Source organism: Serratia sp. TSA_105.2, assembly GCF_052692115.1.
Map to the genome: position 1 here is coordinate 999,813 of NZ_JBQZFT010000001.1, position 14,758 is coordinate 1,014,570.

The 14,758-nt window shown below is 56.7% G+C and carries 22 protein-coding genes and 1 pseudogene; 11 read left to right on the forward strand and 12 right to left on the reverse strand.

Going from position 1 to position 14,758, the window contains the following annotated elements; all coding sequences use genetic code 11:
- Positions 1-46 precede the first annotated feature (46 nt).
- Together ACUTSC_RS04550 and cspE are read right to left on the reverse strand one after the other, a co-directional pair.
- Positions 47-125 (reverse strand): annotated as a pseudogene (locus ACUTSC_RS04550).
- A gap of 114 nt (positions 126-239) precedes the next feature.
- Complete coding sequence (gene cspE / locus ACUTSC_RS04555) at positions 240-452, reverse strand: transcription antiterminator/RNA stability regulator CspE (protein ID WP_033638238.1); 213 nt, start codon at positions 450-452, stop codon at positions 240-242.
- Between the two features lie 560 nt (positions 453-1,012).
- Between cspE and ACUTSC_RS04560 the strand changes: the two genes are divergently transcribed.
- Positions 1,013-1,414, forward strand: coding sequence for a hypothetical protein (locus ACUTSC_RS04560; protein WP_197767672.1), 402 nt, complete (start codon positions 1,013-1,015; stop codon positions 1,412-1,414).
- A 9-nt stretch (positions 1,415-1,423) separates the two neighbouring features.
- On the opposite strand, the gene ACUTSC_RS04565 is transcribed toward ACUTSC_RS04560, so the two are convergent.
- The 3 genes from ACUTSC_RS04565 to ACUTSC_RS04575 all read right to left on the reverse strand — a co-directional run bounded on the left by ACUTSC_RS04565 (position 1,424) and on the right by ACUTSC_RS04575 (position 3,570).
- Entirely contained in the window at positions 1,424-2,068 is a 645-nt protein-coding gene (locus tag ACUTSC_RS04565; RefSeq protein ID WP_197767671.1) for a Qnr family pentapeptide repeat protein, read from the reverse strand.
- Positions 2,069-2,136: 68 nt separating this feature from the next.
- Positions 2,137-3,207: an SMP-30/gluconolactonase/LRE family protein gene (locus ACUTSC_RS04570; protein WP_443003451.1), complete on the reverse strand. Its 1,071-nt coding sequence runs from the start codon at positions 3,205-3,207 to the stop codon at positions 2,137-2,139.
- A 153-nt stretch (positions 3,208-3,360) separates the two neighbouring features.
- Positions 3,361-3,570, reverse strand: coding sequence for a hypothetical protein (locus ACUTSC_RS04575; RefSeq protein ID WP_004941260.1), 210 nt, complete (start codon positions 3,568-3,570; stop codon positions 3,361-3,363).
- A gap of 141 nt (positions 3,571-3,711) precedes the next feature.
- Here ACUTSC_RS04575 and ACUTSC_RS04580 point away from each other — a divergent pair, with 141 nt between their 5' ends.
- A complete protein-coding gene (locus ACUTSC_RS04580; protein WP_197767669.1) occupies positions 3,712-4,062 on the forward strand; it encodes a GFA family protein in 351 nt (116 codons plus the stop codon).
- A gap of 12 nt (positions 4,063-4,074) precedes the next feature.
- Here ACUTSC_RS04580 and ACUTSC_RS04585 read toward each other — a convergent pair whose 3' ends face one another.
- Both ACUTSC_RS04585 and ACUTSC_RS04590 read right to left on the reverse strand, forming a co-directional pair.
- Positions 4,075-4,491, reverse strand: coding sequence for a DUF2000 domain-containing protein (locus tag ACUTSC_RS04585; RefSeq protein WP_033638236.1), 417 nt, complete (start codon positions 4,489-4,491; stop codon positions 4,075-4,077).
- 99 nt (positions 4,492-4,590) lie between these two features.
- A complete protein-coding gene (locus ACUTSC_RS04590; protein ID WP_100396298.1) occupies positions 4,591-5,049 on the reverse strand; it encodes a hypothetical protein in 459 nt (152 codons plus the stop codon).
- Positions 5,050-5,280: 231 nt separating this feature from the next.
- Here ACUTSC_RS04590 and ACUTSC_RS04595 point away from each other — a divergent pair, with 231 nt between their 5' ends.
- A complete protein-coding gene (locus tag ACUTSC_RS04595; protein WP_197772948.1) occupies positions 5,281-6,492 on the forward strand; it encodes an MFS transporter in 1,212 nt (403 codons plus the stop codon).
- Positions 6,493-6,556: 64 nt separating this feature from the next.
- Here ACUTSC_RS04595 and ACUTSC_RS04600 read toward each other — a convergent pair whose 3' ends face one another.
- Entirely contained in the window at positions 6,557-6,694 is a 138-nt protein-coding gene (locus ACUTSC_RS04600) for a hypothetical protein (protein WP_162837928.1), read from the reverse strand.
- A 294-nt stretch (positions 6,695-6,988) separates the two neighbouring features.
- Here ACUTSC_RS04600 and ACUTSC_RS04605 point away from each other — a divergent pair, with 294 nt between their 5' ends.
- Together ACUTSC_RS04605 and ACUTSC_RS04610 are read left to right on the forward strand one after the other, a co-directional pair.
- Positions 6,989-8,104, forward strand: a complete 1,116-nt coding sequence (locus ACUTSC_RS04605) for an AI-2E family transporter (RefSeq protein ID WP_060440110.1) — start codon at positions 6,989-6,991, stop codon at positions 8,102-8,104.
- Positions 8,105-8,197: 93 nt separating this feature from the next.
- Positions 8,198-8,410 (forward strand): hypothetical protein, encoded by a 213-nt coding sequence (locus ACUTSC_RS04610; protein ID WP_070914886.1) that lies wholly within the window; start codon positions 8,198-8,200, stop codon positions 8,408-8,410.
- On the opposite strand, the gene ACUTSC_RS04615 is transcribed toward ACUTSC_RS04610, so the two are convergent.
- On the reverse strand, positions 8,407-8,826 hold the full coding sequence (locus tag ACUTSC_RS04615) for a GNAT family N-acetyltransferase (RefSeq protein ID WP_197767667.1): 420 nt from the start codon (positions 8,824-8,826) through the stop codon (positions 8,407-8,409). The genes ACUTSC_RS04610 and ACUTSC_RS04615 overlap by 4 nt on opposite strands.
- A 146-nt stretch (positions 8,827-8,972) precedes the next feature.
- Here ACUTSC_RS04615 and ACUTSC_RS04620 point away from each other — a divergent pair, with 146 nt between their 5' ends.
- The gene (locus ACUTSC_RS04620) at positions 8,973-9,263 is read left to right on the forward strand and encodes a hypothetical protein (protein ID WP_060440112.1); all 291 of its coding nucleotides are present in this window, start codon (positions 8,973-8,975) and stop codon (positions 9,261-9,263) included.
- A 29-nt stretch (positions 9,264-9,292) separates the two neighbouring features.
- On the opposite strand, the gene ACUTSC_RS04625 is transcribed toward ACUTSC_RS04620, so the two are convergent.
- Together ACUTSC_RS04625 and tolA are read right to left on the reverse strand one after the other, a co-directional pair.
- Positions 9,293-10,195 carry an HNH endonuclease gene (locus ACUTSC_RS04625; protein WP_197767666.1) on the reverse strand — a complete coding sequence of 301 codons (903 nt, stop codon included), beginning with the start codon at positions 10,193-10,195 and terminating at the stop codon, positions 9,293-9,295.
- 148 nt (positions 10,196-10,343) lie between these two features.
- The gene (gene tolA, locus ACUTSC_RS04630) at positions 10,344-10,910 is read right to left on the reverse strand and encodes a cell envelope integrity protein TolA (RefSeq protein WP_443006739.1); all 567 of its coding nucleotides are present in this window, start codon (positions 10,908-10,910) and stop codon (positions 10,344-10,346) included.
- Positions 10,911-11,147: 237 nt separating this feature from the next.
- Between tolA and ACUTSC_RS04635 the strand changes: the two genes are divergently transcribed.
- The 3 genes from ACUTSC_RS04635 to uspF all read left to right on the forward strand — a co-directional run bounded on the left by ACUTSC_RS04635 (position 11,148) and on the right by uspF (position 12,295).
- Complete coding sequence (locus tag ACUTSC_RS04635; protein WP_038877765.1) at positions 11,148-11,381, forward strand: YgdI/YgdR family lipoprotein; 234 nt, start codon at positions 11,148-11,150, stop codon at positions 11,379-11,381.
- Between the two features lie 12 nt (positions 11,382-11,393).
- Positions 11,394-11,621 carry a YgdI/YgdR family lipoprotein gene (locus ACUTSC_RS04640; RefSeq protein WP_038877767.1) on the forward strand — a complete coding sequence of 76 codons (228 nt, stop codon included), beginning with the start codon at positions 11,394-11,396 and terminating at the stop codon, positions 11,619-11,621.
- Between the two features lie 218 nt (positions 11,622-11,839).
- A complete protein-coding gene (gene uspF, locus ACUTSC_RS04645) occupies positions 11,840-12,295 on the forward strand; it encodes a universal stress protein UspF (RefSeq protein ID WP_049202743.1) in 456 nt (151 codons plus the stop codon).
- 84 nt (positions 12,296-12,379) lie between these two features.
- Here the strand turns inward: uspF and icd are convergent, their stop codons facing one another.
- A complete protein-coding gene (gene icd / locus ACUTSC_RS04650; protein ID WP_015377612.1) occupies positions 12,380-13,633 on the reverse strand; it encodes an NADP-dependent isocitrate dehydrogenase in 1,254 nt (417 codons plus the stop codon).
- A 131-nt stretch (positions 13,634-13,764) separates the two neighbouring features.
- Between icd and rluE the strand changes: the two genes are divergently transcribed.
- Both rluE and ACUTSC_RS04660 read left to right on the forward strand, forming a co-directional pair.
- A complete protein-coding gene (gene rluE, locus ACUTSC_RS04655) occupies positions 13,765-14,391 on the forward strand; it encodes a 23S rRNA pseudouridine(2457) synthase RluE (protein WP_445653114.1) in 627 nt (208 codons plus the stop codon).
- 22 nt (positions 14,392-14,413) lie between these two features.
- Positions 14,414-14,752 (forward strand): lysozyme inhibitor LprI family protein, encoded by a 339-nt coding sequence (locus ACUTSC_RS04660; protein ID WP_197767665.1) that lies wholly within the window; start codon positions 14,414-14,416, stop codon positions 14,750-14,752.
- The last annotated feature ends 6 nt before the right edge of the window (positions 14,753-14,758 follow it).

Here is a 14,758-nt window from a genome sequence, read left to right on the forward strand (position 1 = left end):
AATTCTGCGGCAATCTGTTTTTCTGTTGCCAATAATAGTTAATTATTGGAACGTCATCGAGGAATCGAACCCCAGTCCGCCAACGGATAATTTCGCTGCCGCTCTTCCTGCTGAGCTAATGACGTATTGGTAAAGACTCCGGGCGAACCCGGAGTTTATTCAGGCTGAGGACATTATTTCTTAACTGCTCCGGCTTAAACCCTCATCGCTGTCGTAAGAAATCGTACCTCGGCCGAAAATTATAACGCGACCACGTTGCCGGCAGAAGGGCCCTTCATGCCATTTTCGATAGTGAATTCAACCTGTTGGCCTTCGTCCAGCGTTTTGAAATCGTTGCTCTGGATAGCAGAGAAATGTACGAACACGTCTTTGCTGCCGTCTGCCGGGGTGATAAAGCCAAAGCCTTTACCTGCATCAAACCATTTTACCAAACCTGTCATTTTAGTAGACATAGAGATATTTCCTTTATATTTTTGCGACGCCATATGGCGATAGAGGTCTGTTTTTATTGGAAACTTATGGGGCACTAGAGAAGAAAATTCACGGAAGAAGAGGTATCTGAGGGATATCGCTAATACTGAGAACTGCTTTACTAAAACTGCTTTCATAAGGTCTGTACTACAAACCGATGACTCTATTTACACACGGCCGAGTTATTTAAGCAAGATATATTTTAAATTATATTCATATGGCTCATAAATTTATTATCGCAAAAGGCCGCTGATGCCTGTCGCTACGGGCGGGGTGAGACACAGCGAACAGCTGGACTCGCAGCGCTGATCGCCAAAGCTCACAGCACCGGGGCTGACTATGAAAGCGCAAACAGCCGCCGCTTCCGCGTTATGTTCTTCCCTTCACGCAAAACCGTTCTCTGCTATAAAAACGGAGAAAACCGCCTAATCGTCATGAAAAAAACATAAAAACTTAATAAATCAATCTGTTCTCGACACGGGTACATTATCGTTGCTACGATAATTATTTACATTTGCAGGAAATGACCTCAAGGAAGGCTATGATTGGCAAAAGAACACTGACGCTAGCTGCGCTGACACTCACTTTGGCAGGCTGCCAGCCGGTACCGCCAAACTATGTGGAAAACGCGAATGCCTTGATCGCCAAACAGATCAGCGCAATTAGCCTGCAAACTGCACAGTGCAAATTTGCCCAAGACGGGCACTATTGGATTTCGGCTTGCTCGTTGGGTACTGCGCACAACGCGCCCGTGTTCGCCCTGCTCGAACAGGAAGGCGTCATGCAGGCCAACGACAACCTGGCAATCGCCGTCGTGCCGCTCAACGAACAAGCTCGCTTCCTCTCACAGGATCCGCGCTTCACTATCCCGGTAATGCAACGCCGTATTCCCGTAGACGCGGATAAAACCTTCAATCGCTTATTTGCCCAACCATCGCCTTAAGCCCCCCCCTCAGCCAACGATTGCGATCCCCAGCCGCTCCAGCAACTGCGCGGCCTGGTGGCTGTCCATTTTGACGCCCTGCAGATCGGTGGTGCGTAAATCCAATTCGCCCAGTTCCGCGTTGCTCAAATCGCACTGGGTGACGTCGGCGGAGCGCCAGTCGAATCCGGAGAACTCGCCGCCGGACAGATCGGAGCCGCTGAAGCTGGCGCCGAGCACCTGTGCGCCGTGCCAGCGGTTTTCCCACAGCTCGCATTTCTCCAGCACCACCTTGGCGAAGTTGGCGTAGCTCAGGTTGCTTTTGGTGATATAGGCGCTGCAAAACCAGGTGCGGCTGGTGATCATGTTCATAAAACTGGCGCCGCGAAAATCGGCGCCCTGCGCGCGGCATTCGCGGATCTCCAGCCCCAGAGCGCTGGCATGACGGAAGTCGGCCATCGACAAATCGCAGCTTCTGAAGCTGGCGTCTTTGAGTATCGCGCGGCTGAAATTGCCGCCCTGTCGGCTGTCGCGATCGTAAAACTGGCAGCCGATAAACTCGGTGCCGGTCAGATCGGCGCCCGAAAAATCACACAGCATAAAGCTGCCGTTTTCAATCTTCTCGCCGGTAAAGCGGTTACGGTCAATCTTTTCACCCTTCAACATCAGACTCATCGCAGCGCACCTGTTTATTTATACAGTCAGTGCGGCATTTAATCCTATTCCGGCAGGGTTGGCAACCGTCACCGATCGGCGGGCCTCCGCTCTAACGCCACCTTGACGATGCTGAATGTCCTGACGCTCTCCGCCTGAGCGACGTCGGCAAACAAGTGGGGGTAACGGGAGTTGACGACCCACACTTCGCCATCGCGCAGCGCAGCGCCGGTTGGCCCATCCAATTCCGGCGGCGTGGCGACCGCCGCAATACGCGCGCTGGCCCAACCATCGGTCGAGGAGAGCAGCGTCACGTCGCCGGACATGCTCCCCTTTGCACCCGGAAAAGACTGTACGATCACCAATTCATGGCCATTTTTGAGCCGCAGCCCGTCCGGCCCTTTCAGCCGCTGCGGCAGCCTGATTTCACTTATCGCTGGCGCGTTATCCAGCGTTACCTTCCACAGCAGCCCGCGGGTGTAGTCCGCCGCAATCAGATAGCCATCCGGGTGATACACGATGCCGTTGAGATAAGGCCGTGTGCCCTGCGCAGCGGCGGGGGCGTCGGCCGGCATCAAACGCGCTGAGCGCACCAAAATCGACACCTGGCGCGTTGCCCGATCGATCTTGTAAATCTGCGGCTGGAAGCTGTCGGTCACATAGATATTGCCCTGCGCGTCGAGCGCCAGATCGTTGGCCAGCGTCGGACCCCGGCTTAATGATGAGAGATCGTACGTCTGCTGCAGCGCGCCGGTATCGAGATTGAACTCCAGCACCTGCGCCACGCGATTGCGCGTGCCGGGCGCAGAGCTGAGGGAGACGCCCACGTCTTCGTTGCACACCAGCACCCGGTTGCGATCGGCGTCCACCAGCATGCCGGAGGTAGTGATGAGCCCCTTACCGGTGGAAAACCGCCGATAGCGGCCATCCGGGTAGACCAGGCCAAGCTGCCCACCGCGCAGGGAGGAGACCAGGAACGCACCGGCGCGTGCATTCCAGGCGATGCCCTCAGGGTAAGCGCCGGCGGCATCCGGCGAGAATTCGATGCGCTGCGTGGCCTGCGCTTGCATGACGCCGCTGAGAAACAGCGCGACGCCGGCCAACGGGGTGACGCGTCGGCGCCACGGCAATAAGAAAGAAAAGAGGCTGAAACGGAACATGTGCATGACCCTGATGAGGACTCGGATCGCTAGAGTAGGATCGCGCCGCTCACGGCACCAGCCGGGAAAAAGGCAATGCGCCACTAAAAAAATCGCAGTAATCAGCGCAAAAAAAAACCGCCCGGTGCGGGCGGTTGAGGTGACGGCGAACCGTTACTTCAGGGCTTCCTGAATGGCGTCGGCCATCGGGCCGATGTGCTTTTCCGCCGCCTTCAACTGGAAGTCTACGCCGTTGCCGTCGTTGGTATCCGACAGCGTGGCCTTGATCAATTCCAGCGCCGCCTGCACCGCCACCAGCCGTTTGTGCTGTTCGTCCGTGACCGGTTCGGCGCCCATATTGGCCGGATAGTAATGTTCTAACATCGCGATCTCCTTTTGATGACGTTAACCTCTAACCTACCAGAAAACCGCGCATTTACTAAGGAAACCAGGCCCTGCGCGGCCGAGTGGCGATAAATTGCACTATACTGGGCAAACACTTTCCCCTGTAACAGGATCATCGCCATGTCATTCCAGGGAAGCTGCCACTGCGGTGCCGTCACCTTTACCGTGGACGCCGAACTGCCCACCGAAGCCCTCAGCTGCAACTGTTCGATCTGCCGCCGCAAAGGGCTGCTGCTGTCTTTCTTCCCCATCAGCGCATTCACGCTCAACAGCGGCCAGGACCAGCTCAGCACCTACACCTTCAATCACCACAAGATCCGCCATCAGTTCTGCCGAGTCTGCGGTGCCCAGCCCTTCGCCTACGGCACTGCGCCGGACGGCGGCGCGATGTGCGCCGTCAACCTGCGCTGCGTGCCTGACATTGCGCTGGATGCGTTGCAGATCCACAGTTACGACGGCGCCAGCGTCTGAGATCCCGCGTTTTCAGCGGTAGACGGAGAATTTCTTGGTCAGCGGCTTAAGCTGTTCGGCGTCGCCGTAGAGCGCCACCGCCACGAAATCCAGCTGTTCGTAAGGGGTGTTGGCGGTGTCGGCGATCTGCTGTTCGGCGGAGTGCGACAGCATGGTGGTGGTGAAGAAGTTGGACAACACGCCCTCTTCCTTGCACTTCAGAATCAGGTTGCTGAGCTGGCTGCTGTTCTTGGCCTGCAGGATAACGATCGGATAGTGGCTCATATTGGCGCTGACGCCGTCGAGGCTGCTCGGATAGTGGTGAAACTCGCGCTGCTCGATCAGATCGGTGATGCCCGCCGTCAGATGGCAGGAAGCGTTAAACAGCGTGGCCGGTTCGTGATTACGGTTGAGGATGATATAAAATTTTTTCTCGTTGTCGCTGTACATGCTCTTCTCCTTGAATAGGCAGCCAGTTTTACCCAACCGGCGCACGGTTTCAAGGCGCGATAAGGGGCCGCGTCCGGCCCCCGTAATCACGCTGCCGACTCAGACGGCGCCTTCACCCGGACCGAGCGGCTGCGCCACCTGATGCAGCACGGTGATGTTCTGCAAAAGCGTGCCGCCGTCGATCGGTTTCATCTGACCGTCGCGATCTTTATAGTGCGTCGGCTTGGCGCCGTGGAAGAACAGCCCGGCGTTGACCTGCACGCCCAGATAGCCTGCGCTGGCCGGCAGGCGCTGCACGTCGGTCCAGGGGTTGGAAACCGGCACGTACTGAAAGCCTTCGCTCGTCTTGGCGTACAGCGGGCGCAGCAGCGTAACAAAGGCCATCATCGGCGACAGCGCGTCTTTAAAGATCTGCACCGGCCGATCGACCGTCATCAGGAAGCCCTGCGGCTGCTCCTCAACCGTGTCGAGGCTCAGGCTGCTGCTGATATCATCACCCCGGCCGCCATAGCTCCATTCAATGGCCGGCGCTCCACTCTCGTTCATCATCTCTGACATACACTGCTCCTTATAAAATGAATACAACACGCCTGCTGCGTGCCGGAACAGTAAACCGCTGCGGGGGGACCCGCGTCCACGCCGGGCGGCACGCTGGCGAACCAAACAACGAAGGCGCGCAATCAATAAAGCTCGAAATGAATAATTTCTCCGCGTGATAGCGCAGCATTTGAACGACCTCAGCCATTGCAAGAGCACATAGTGATGGCGTTACCGCCACTGGAGAGTGTTATGACCACGATTAAACCGGACGCCATCGACCGCGTCTTTCCTGCCGCTACGCCCTGGTTAGCCGTCGTCAACGTGCTGTTCGCCGGCATCGCCGCGGCGCTGCACGTGGGTAAGGCCACCATCGCGCTGCCTGCGCTGCAGGCCGAGTTCGGCCGTTCGCTTGAGGTGCTGAGCTGGGTCATCTCGGCTTTTCCTTTCGTCGGGGTGTTCGGCGGTATCGCCGCCGGGCTGTTGGTGCGCCGCTGGGGCGACCGGCGCCTGCTGGCAGTAGGGTTACTGATCATCAGCGCCGCCAGCTTCACCGGCGCCACGCTGCACGACTTCAGCGGATTGATCGTCAGCCGCTTTATCGAAGGCCTCGGCTTCGTGATCGTGGTGGTCGCCTCGCCGGCGGTGCTGAACCGCATCGTCGCCCCGGCGCAGCGCAGCCTGGTGTTCGGCATCTGGAGCACCTTCATGCCGGCGGGCATCGCCATTTCACTGTTTTTCGGCCCCCATCTCGCCGACTGGCAACAAAGTTGGCAGGCCGGTGCGGCGTTGACGCTATTGGCCGCCGTGCTGCTGCCGCTGACCACGTCCCGCCGTGCCACCGAGGCGCACGTTCCGCCGTTACAGCTGCGGCAAGCGCTGGGCGCGATGCTGCGGGCGCGCCGGCCGCTGTTGCTGGCGTTGATGTTCACCACTTACAACCTGCAGTTTTTCTCGGTGATGACCTTCCTGCCGATCTTCCTGATGCAACGCATCGGCCTGTCGCTGGCGGCCGCCGGCGGCATCAGCGCGGCGGCGGTGGCGGCGAACATCATCGGTAACCTCGCCGCCGGGCTCTTGCTGTCGCGCGGTCTGCGGGCCGGGAGCCTGCTCGCGGCCACCAGCCTGGTTATCGGCATCTTCGGCATCGGCATTTTCCTGCCGATGACGCCCAACGACCTGCTGATCCCCTTGTGTTTCCTGTTCTGCGCCATTGCCGGCATGCTGCCCGCCACCATTCTGGCCGCCACGCCGGCGGCGACGCCGGAACCGACGCTGCTGCCGCTGAGCCTGGGGCTGGTGATGCAGGGGAACTATCTCGGCCAGGTGATCGGCCCGGTCGCGCTGAGCGCCATCGTGGCCGCGGCCGGTTGGGCTGCTCCGGCCTGGCTGGTGCTGGCGGCGGCCCTGTTGGGGGCGCTGTTGGCGCTGGCTTTTCTCAGCCGGCGGCATAATGCGGGGTGATAAGCAGAAAGGTCGTTCTGTTTGTTATAAGCGGTGCTGAATTTTCCCTGGTGCAGGTGCCTGCCTATCGCGAAGGATATGGCCAGTGATGATCAAGGCCCGATAATGACAAGGCGCCGGTGGCCGCGAAATACACCAGCAGGCCGGCAAAGGCGATCAGTAGCGTTTTCTCGATGACGCCGAGTCGTTTGTGTTCAGTCATTTGCATACTCCTTCGTGATATCGGGCGAACGGCCGCCCTCATCAACACTAGGAAAGCCTGGCGCAGGCGGCAAGCGCGGCTCACAAAATGAAACACAATCGATAAATTTTGTTAATTATTTAGCCCTCTTTCTTTTCTCACGCCGCCGCCTGTTCACCGTGCGGCGCACGCCTTGCCCTTAATAACCCTATGGAATACGCCACTAAAAATCCCCTACCGGTTAAGCAAAGGTGATGATAGTGTTGTTTTCATTCAGTTCATCTATGCTGAAAATTCATCTTTTGAGGGACGACTATGATGTCTAAAGGCATTTCCAAGGGATTCTTTATTCTGATCCTGTTTATCGTTACCGCTGCCTTTCTTGACGTGCTGGGGCCTTACTACTCCTCGGTGCTATGGGCGATTATTCTGGCGGTGATTTTCCATCCGGTGAAAAAGAAGCTGAAGCAGTACGTCGGCGAACGCAACGGCGTGGTGTCGCTGCTGACGGTGGCGCTGATCTGCCTGATCGTGTTCACGCCGTTGGCGATCATCGCCTCGTCGCTGGCGATGGAATTCAACGTGATCTACACCAAACTGCAGACCAACAACAGCCAATTGCCGACCATGCTGGCGGACTTTATGCGCCACCTGCCCGGTTGGGCGCAGCGCTTCCTGGCGGAGCATAACCTCAACAGCGCCGCCGAGATACAGAAGCAGCTTTCTGACGTGGCGCTCAAGGGCGGGCAATACCTGGCGGGCAGCGTCTTCCTGATCGGCAAGGGCACTTTCAACTTCGTCGTCGGCTTCGGCGTGATGCTCTACCTGCTGTTCTTCCTGCTGAAAGACGGCCCCTACCTGGTGAACCTGGCGCTCGAAGCGCTGCCGCTCTCCCAGCACGTGAAGCACCACCTGTTCGTGAAGTTCGCCGCAGTCTCCCGCGCCACCGTCAAGGGCACGGTGGTGGTCGCCGTGGTGCAAGGCGCGCTCGGCGGGCTGGCGTTTTACTTTACCGGCATCGACGGCAGCCTGCTGTGGGGCGCGCTGATGGCGTTCCTGTCGATCATCCCGGCCGTGGGCTCCGCCATCATCTGGGTGCCGGCGGTGATCTACTTCTTCGCCACCGGCATGCTGTGGAAAGCCATTTTCCTGGTGGTGTTCTTCGTGGTGGTGATCGGCCTGGTGGACAACATCCTGCGCCCGCTGCTGGTGGGCAAAGACACCAAAATGCCGGACTACCTGATCCTGATCTCCACCCTGGGCGGCATGGAGATCTACGGCATCAACGGCTTCGTCATCGGCCCCTTGATCGCCGCGCTGTTCATCGCCTGCTGGAACATCCTGTCCGGCCGCGACAGCGAGGAAAACATCGAAGAGATCGACGAAGCGTTTATCGAGGAAGGCAAAAACCATCCCGACGCGGCGGAGTAACCCTCCCGCAGCAAATCACGCAGGGGCCCCAATTGGGCCCTTTTTTTGTCTGTGGTATCCTTGCCCGGCTCACAAGGAAGAACGGGTTTCGTTATGCTTATTTTTTACGCCACGCTGGCTATCGCTTTCACTCTGCTGTGCCTGCTAGCCTTTATCTATTGCGCTTACCAGCTGTCGAAGCACGGCGACGTCAAGTTTTTGGCCTCGCTTTCGGTGCTGGTCTTCGCGCTGCTGGCCTTCTATGCCGCTTATGGTTACGTCAGCACCTGGCTGCAACAGCAGGCGGTCGATGTCCGATTGTATTAGCGCAGCGGGATGAAAAAGACCTGCTCCGGGTCGCCGTCATCGAGATTGTCAATCTGACCGCTGGCGACAAACCCGGCGTTCAGCAGCAGCCGCTGCATCGCCAGGTTGGAGCGATTGGTGGAGGTGAACAGCTTCGGGTGCCGACAGTGGGATTTCAACGCCGCAATCAGCGCCATCCCGACGCCCCGGCGGCGATAGCGTTCGCCGACCATCAGCATCTCGATAAAGCCGCAGCCGAAAAAGTGATAGTGCAGCACGCCGTAGCCCATCGCCATGCCCTGTTCCTCGGCAAGATAACAGATATCCTGCCCGCACCAGGCGCGGATCTGCGCCGCGCGCTGTGGCTCGTATTCGGCAACGCTGTCGAGGGCGATCAGGGCTGCGGCATCGGTTTCAGTGGCAAGACGAACAGGCATGTTTACCCCCTCATGCTTATGGGTGGCGGCGACACCGCTTCAACGAAACGGCAACCGAAGCGGGATAATTTTTACATCCCCGCCGAATTTTGTAATCCTATTATAGAGTTACTAAAACACACGCCAAGGAAGGAAAGCATTTCCCGATGAGAATACCGCAAATCTCCGCCGCCCTGCTGTGTACCCTGCTGCTGACGGGCTGCCAGTTCCACAAAACCGTGTTCCCGCCGCCGTATATCGGCACCCCGCAAGAGATCAGCACCTACGAAGTGAAAGGGCTGACGTTCGTCACCACCGTCACCTTCAGCGGTCTGTTCGCCGAAGACCTGGTGCGCGAATACGCACAGAAACATCACTACCGCTATTACGTGGTAACGATGCGCAGCAACGGTTTTAAAGATCGAGCCGAGCGCGTGAGCGCGATGATGTATCGGTAGGAGCGCCGGCCCTGATTTGCAAACCTGCATCAGGGCTCTACTTCAAAACCCCATCTCGTTCGATGCCGCCGCAGGTAAGCTCTGTTCTTTTCAGACAACCCACTAATGTTGGCGTCCAACGCGATCCTTAGCTCGCCTAACAAACCGCTCATCGTCCGTGAATACAGCAAACGTCCGTCATCGGCAAAACTGATCATGCCGCGATCGAACAGCTTGTCCAGATTGGGGATTAACGGCAGACCATTGTGCGGATCCACTTTTTCTTCTGAGGTCGCAATCGACCAGGCAACGATGTGAGAGGCAATGAGAATAGACGGCTCCGCAATCCCCGTGACGGCGCACCGGTTTCCCCACCGCTTAAACATTTTATCGCGATAGGGGCCATGCCCAATCCGCGCCTGAATCACCGTGGCTTGCTCACCACCGATCTCTTTGGTGATTTCGACGGTATCCGCATGGAAGTTGATAGAGAGATTTTCCGAGATAAAACTGGCGATCAACGCGGCTGCCGGTGCGGGGATCTCGCACATATAGTTTTCGGTGCATCCGCCTGTCTTATTAAAAACGCGCGGAAGGCAAGTCGGGTTGTGTATGCGTATGAACGCTTGATTAAAAAGGGAAACATCAATAGGTAGTTCAAGACGCGTCAGTTCCAAATCGACTTGGGTACCCGCAATATGCCGCGGTCCCGCGACCCGATGCTCAGGCCGCGGTGCGGAGTAAGCATCGCGTACCGCTGTCGCCACGCCGATAATCTTCCTACCCTTGTGGCAAAAAATCAGGTCACCCTCTTTGACTTTTTTGACCGTTTCCCACCCGGCAGGCTTAAACATGTTCCCAGTCTTATTTATTCCATATTGCGGCGCCCACAGGAATTCGCCCTTCAAAACTTCTGCGACGCTGCCACCGATGTTGACCCAGAAAAAACGCATTGCCACTCTTTTATAATCAGGGGTTTTAAGGGTTATCGTCACCATTCATCAATGGCTTTAGTGATTTTCACCCATTAACGCAGGGTGACGGCAATAAAAAATCCCGGCCTTGACCGGGATAGCGTTGCACAGAAACAGCGTTGCTTATTTACTGAGGGCGAAATTCCAACGTGCTGCTTTTGACCGCTTCGTAAACCGCAGCTGTTGGCGGTTTAGGCAGACGCGCATTGACGATTGCATTGATCGCGGCCTGGCAAAGTTCAGGTTCCCCTTGATCAACCCGAACGCTGATCAGCAGACCATCCGGCGCCAGCTTGATGCTCAATGTACAACTTCTGCCTGAGTAGGCTTCAGCATCTTTCAAATGGCTTTGAATCGCGGCCTGCAACTGGGCGATATAGCGTTCTTTCTCTTTTCCCGGCGCCGGTGTCTTTGGGTCGCCAAGGTTGGCGAAAAGATCATCGACCTCTTTATTCGTCGTATCGTTTTGGCTGGGGGCAGTACTCTTGGCACACCCCGTTAACGTCAGCGCGGTCATCGCCGCCAATAGTATCGCGATGCCGGTTTTGTAGCCTGAATGCGTTATTTTCATATCCTTGTCCTTTTGGATGATTATCAGCCGAATCAACGTTGTATTCGAAAAAATCCCCGGTGAATACTTATACAGAATTAACGCCAAACCACCAGAGACATTGTTAGTATCAAGCATCGGCATGCGGAGTATCTTGGGCCGATGGTGACATGAAGCCATAGCGCACTCACCGGGCAGTACGTCTGCGAACCCTGACCTATTGATAACTTTGTTATCCGAACGATCAATCACCCCATCAATAAATTAAGAAATTCTTAATTTTTTATCGCATTAAAAGCGTTTCAACGCTAACAACCTGGAGATTCTGCCTATACTTACTTTCCTGCTATTAAATTCATTTAAGTAACCAGGATGGTAAGTATGAAAAGTAAACGACTCTTTGCCGCGCTTCTTACTGCGACTACGGTGATGTTCATAGCGGGCTGCGCTTCCAATCAGGCGATCAAAACAACGGATGGCAAGACCATTGTCACCGACGGCAAGCCTCAGGTCGATAAAGATACCGGGTTAGTCTCCTATCGAAATGCAGAAACGGGCAAAACGGAACAGATCAATCGAGACCAGATTGCAAATATGAGTGAGTTGGATAACTAAAAGGAGCTACAAATGAAAAAAACGCTTGTTCTTCCCGCGATCGCCCTGGTTGCCATCGCCGCACTGTCAGGCTGCACACGCACCAGCTACGCCATCCATACCCACGACGGTCGAACGCTCATCAGTGACGGCAAGCCGAAAGAAACCGCTGCCGGGTTGATCGGTTATACCGACGCCAATGGCGTTAAACAGCAAATCAACAAAACGGAAGTCAAAGAGGTTTCAGAGATCCCTCATTAAGGTTCCGATAGCCTTAGCCAGCTAAAACCAAGGGAGCCAATGGCTCCCTTTCTACTCAAAAAACCGGCGTACTTGCCTGCATTTAACGATAATGCCGATAAACACCTGACATTTCAGCAGACAACGCTCTCAGGTTTGCCATACGGATCTCTCCTTTCCCTGCATCAAACAGCTATAATCCAAAAAGTGGAGTTTTTTGATAACGATAAGGAGGGAGTATGTATAAAACTATTTTGGTTCCCGTGGATATTACCGAGCCGGAATTAACACAGCAGGTCATCCCGCATGTCAACGCGCTCGCCAGGCTCGAAGACTCCCACGTCCATTTCCTGGCGGTGATCCCGTCGCGCGCCACCTACGCCGCTTTCGGCTTTGCCGCCACAGCGGCGATAGAAACTAAAGACGAAACCATTGCGCTAGCGACCGAGGGGCTGGCAAAAGCGGCAAAAGAATTCAGCGTGCCTGAAGATAGAGTGACCACGCACGTTGCCGTCGGCGATCCTAAAGATCAGATCCTGGAACTCGCTGATGCGCTTAACGCGGAGATTATCGTGATGGGTTCCAACCGCCCTTCTGCGATCACTTACCTCCTCGGCTCCAATGCCACCGCCGTCGTCCGCCACGCCAATTGCCCGGTGCTGGTCGTGCGTGAATCGGCTAACGCCGCTCGCTGAGCCTGTCCGATATCTCACTCGCATTTGAACAATAAAAAAACGGGAGCCCTAAGGCTCCCGTTCTCATTCAAGCGCTAAACACCCTTACATGTGTTTAACGATAGCGTCGCCAAACTCTGAACATTTCAGCAACTTAGCGCCTTCCATCAGGCGTTCGAAGTCATAGGTCACGGTCTTGGCAGCGATGGCGCCTTCCATGCCCTTAACAATCAGGTCAGCCGCTTCGAACCAGCCCATGTGGCGCAGCATCATCTCTGCGGACAGGATGATGGAGCCTGGATTCACCTTGTCCTGGCCGGCGTACTTCGGCGCGGTGCCGTGAGTCGCTTCGAACAGCGCGCAGTCGGAGCCGATGTTGGCGCCCGGTGCGATGCCGATACCGCCGACCTGAGCCGCCAGGGCGTCAGAGATGTAGTCGCCGTTCAGGTTCATACAGGCGATCACGTCGTATTCCGCCGGGCGCAGCAGGATCTGCTGAAGGAAGGCGTCGGCGATCACGTCTTTAACCACGATCTCTTTGCCGGTGTTCGGGTTTTTGATCTTCAGCCATGGGCCGCCGTCGATCAGCTCGCCGCCGAACTCTTCGCGCGCCAGCTCATAGCCCCAATCCTTGAAGGCACCTTCGGTGAACTTCATGATGTTGCCTTTGTGAACCAGGGTCACAGAGTCACGGTCGTTGGTGATGGCGTATTCGATCGCCGCACGCACCAGACGCTTGGTCCCTTCTTCGGAGCATGGCTTCACGCCGATACCGCACTGCTCTGGGAAGCGGATTTTCTTCACGCCCATTTCGTCGCGCAGGAATTTGATCACTTTGTCCGCTTCGGCGGAGCCGGCTTTCCACTCGATGCCGGCGTAGATGTCTTCGGCGTTTTCGCGGAAGATCACCATGTCGGTCAGCTCAGGCTGTTTCACCGGGCTTGGGGTGCCCTGGTAGTAACGCACCGGGCGCAGGCACACGTACAGGTCCAGCTGCTGGCGCAGGGCCACGTTCAGAGAACGAATGCCGCCGCCGACCGGGGTGGTCAGGGGGCCTTTGATGGCGACGCGGTAGTCGCGGATCAGGTCCAGCGTTTCGTCCGGCAGCCACACGTCTTTACCGTAAACGTGGGTGGATTTTTCGCCGGTGTAGATTTCCATCCAGGAGATTTTACGTTCGCCGTGGTAAGCCTTTTTAACGGCCGCATCAACCACGTGGATCATGGCAGGAGTCACGTCAACGCCGATGCCGTCGCCTTCGATGAACGGGATGATCGGGTTATGAGGAACAACCAGTTTACCCTGGGCGTCAACCGTGATTTTTTTACCTTCTGCCGGAACAACTACTTTGCTTTCCATCAACCTCTCCTTCAAGCGCAATTTTGTTAATGCTTTGTAAGATGCGTGTAGATACTACTTGAATATTCGGTCCGCGCCAATCCGAAACGGATTCGGTTATAATGCGCTTATCATCCGTAATCTCAACTGTTATGAAAAAATTCTCTGTTAGAAATAACAAAGTTAAACGATTCAGCAAGCCGAATGCCGCCAAACCCGCCGCGCCGAAAGGGCCGCGCCGCATTGTGTTATTCAACAAGCCCTTCGACGTGTTGCCGCAGTTCACCGACGAAGCCGGCCGCGCCACGCTGAAAGAGTACATCCCCTTCCCCGACGTTTACGCCGCTGGGCGCCTGGATCGCGACAGCGAAGGGCTGCTGGTGCTGACCAACGACGGCCGGCTGCAGGCGCAGCTCACCCAGCCGGGCAAGCGCACCGGCAAAATCTATTATGTGCAGGTCGAAGGCGCGCCGCAGGAGAGCGATCTGGCGCCATTGCGCAGCGGCGTCACGCTGAAAGACGGCCCCACGCTGCCCGCCGGAGTGGAGTTGGTGGCCGAACCGCAGTGGCTGTGGCCGCGCAACCCGCCGATCCGCGAACGTAAATCCATCCCCACCCGCTGGCTGAAAATCACCCTGTATGAAGGGCGAAACCGCCAGGTGCGTCGCATGACGGCGCATATCGGGTTCCCTACCCTGCGCCTGATTCGCTACAGTATGGGTAATCTTTCGCTGGGTTCACTGCAACCCGGTGAATGGAAAATCATCGATTCCCTGTAGACCGATAACTGATGGAGGCGCCATGAAGAACACACTGACCGCGCTGCTGTTCACCGCACTGGCGGCCCCGCTCGCCGCCCAGGCCGCCAGCTTCGACTGCACCAAGGCGGCAAGCCGCGATGAGCGCGCCATCTGCGCCAACCGCACGCTGAACGATCTGGACGTGCAAATGGCCACCAAGTACCAATTCCTGCGCGGCCTGTTCGCCATGGGCGCGCGCGGCGCGATGCAGGACAGCCAGCAGGACTGGCTGACAAAACGCCAGCAGTGCGGCACCGATACCACCTGCCTGCTGCAAAGCTACCGCACCCGCATCGCCGAGCTGGACGACATCTACCGGCGCATCGACAAACCGCTGTAAGGAGAG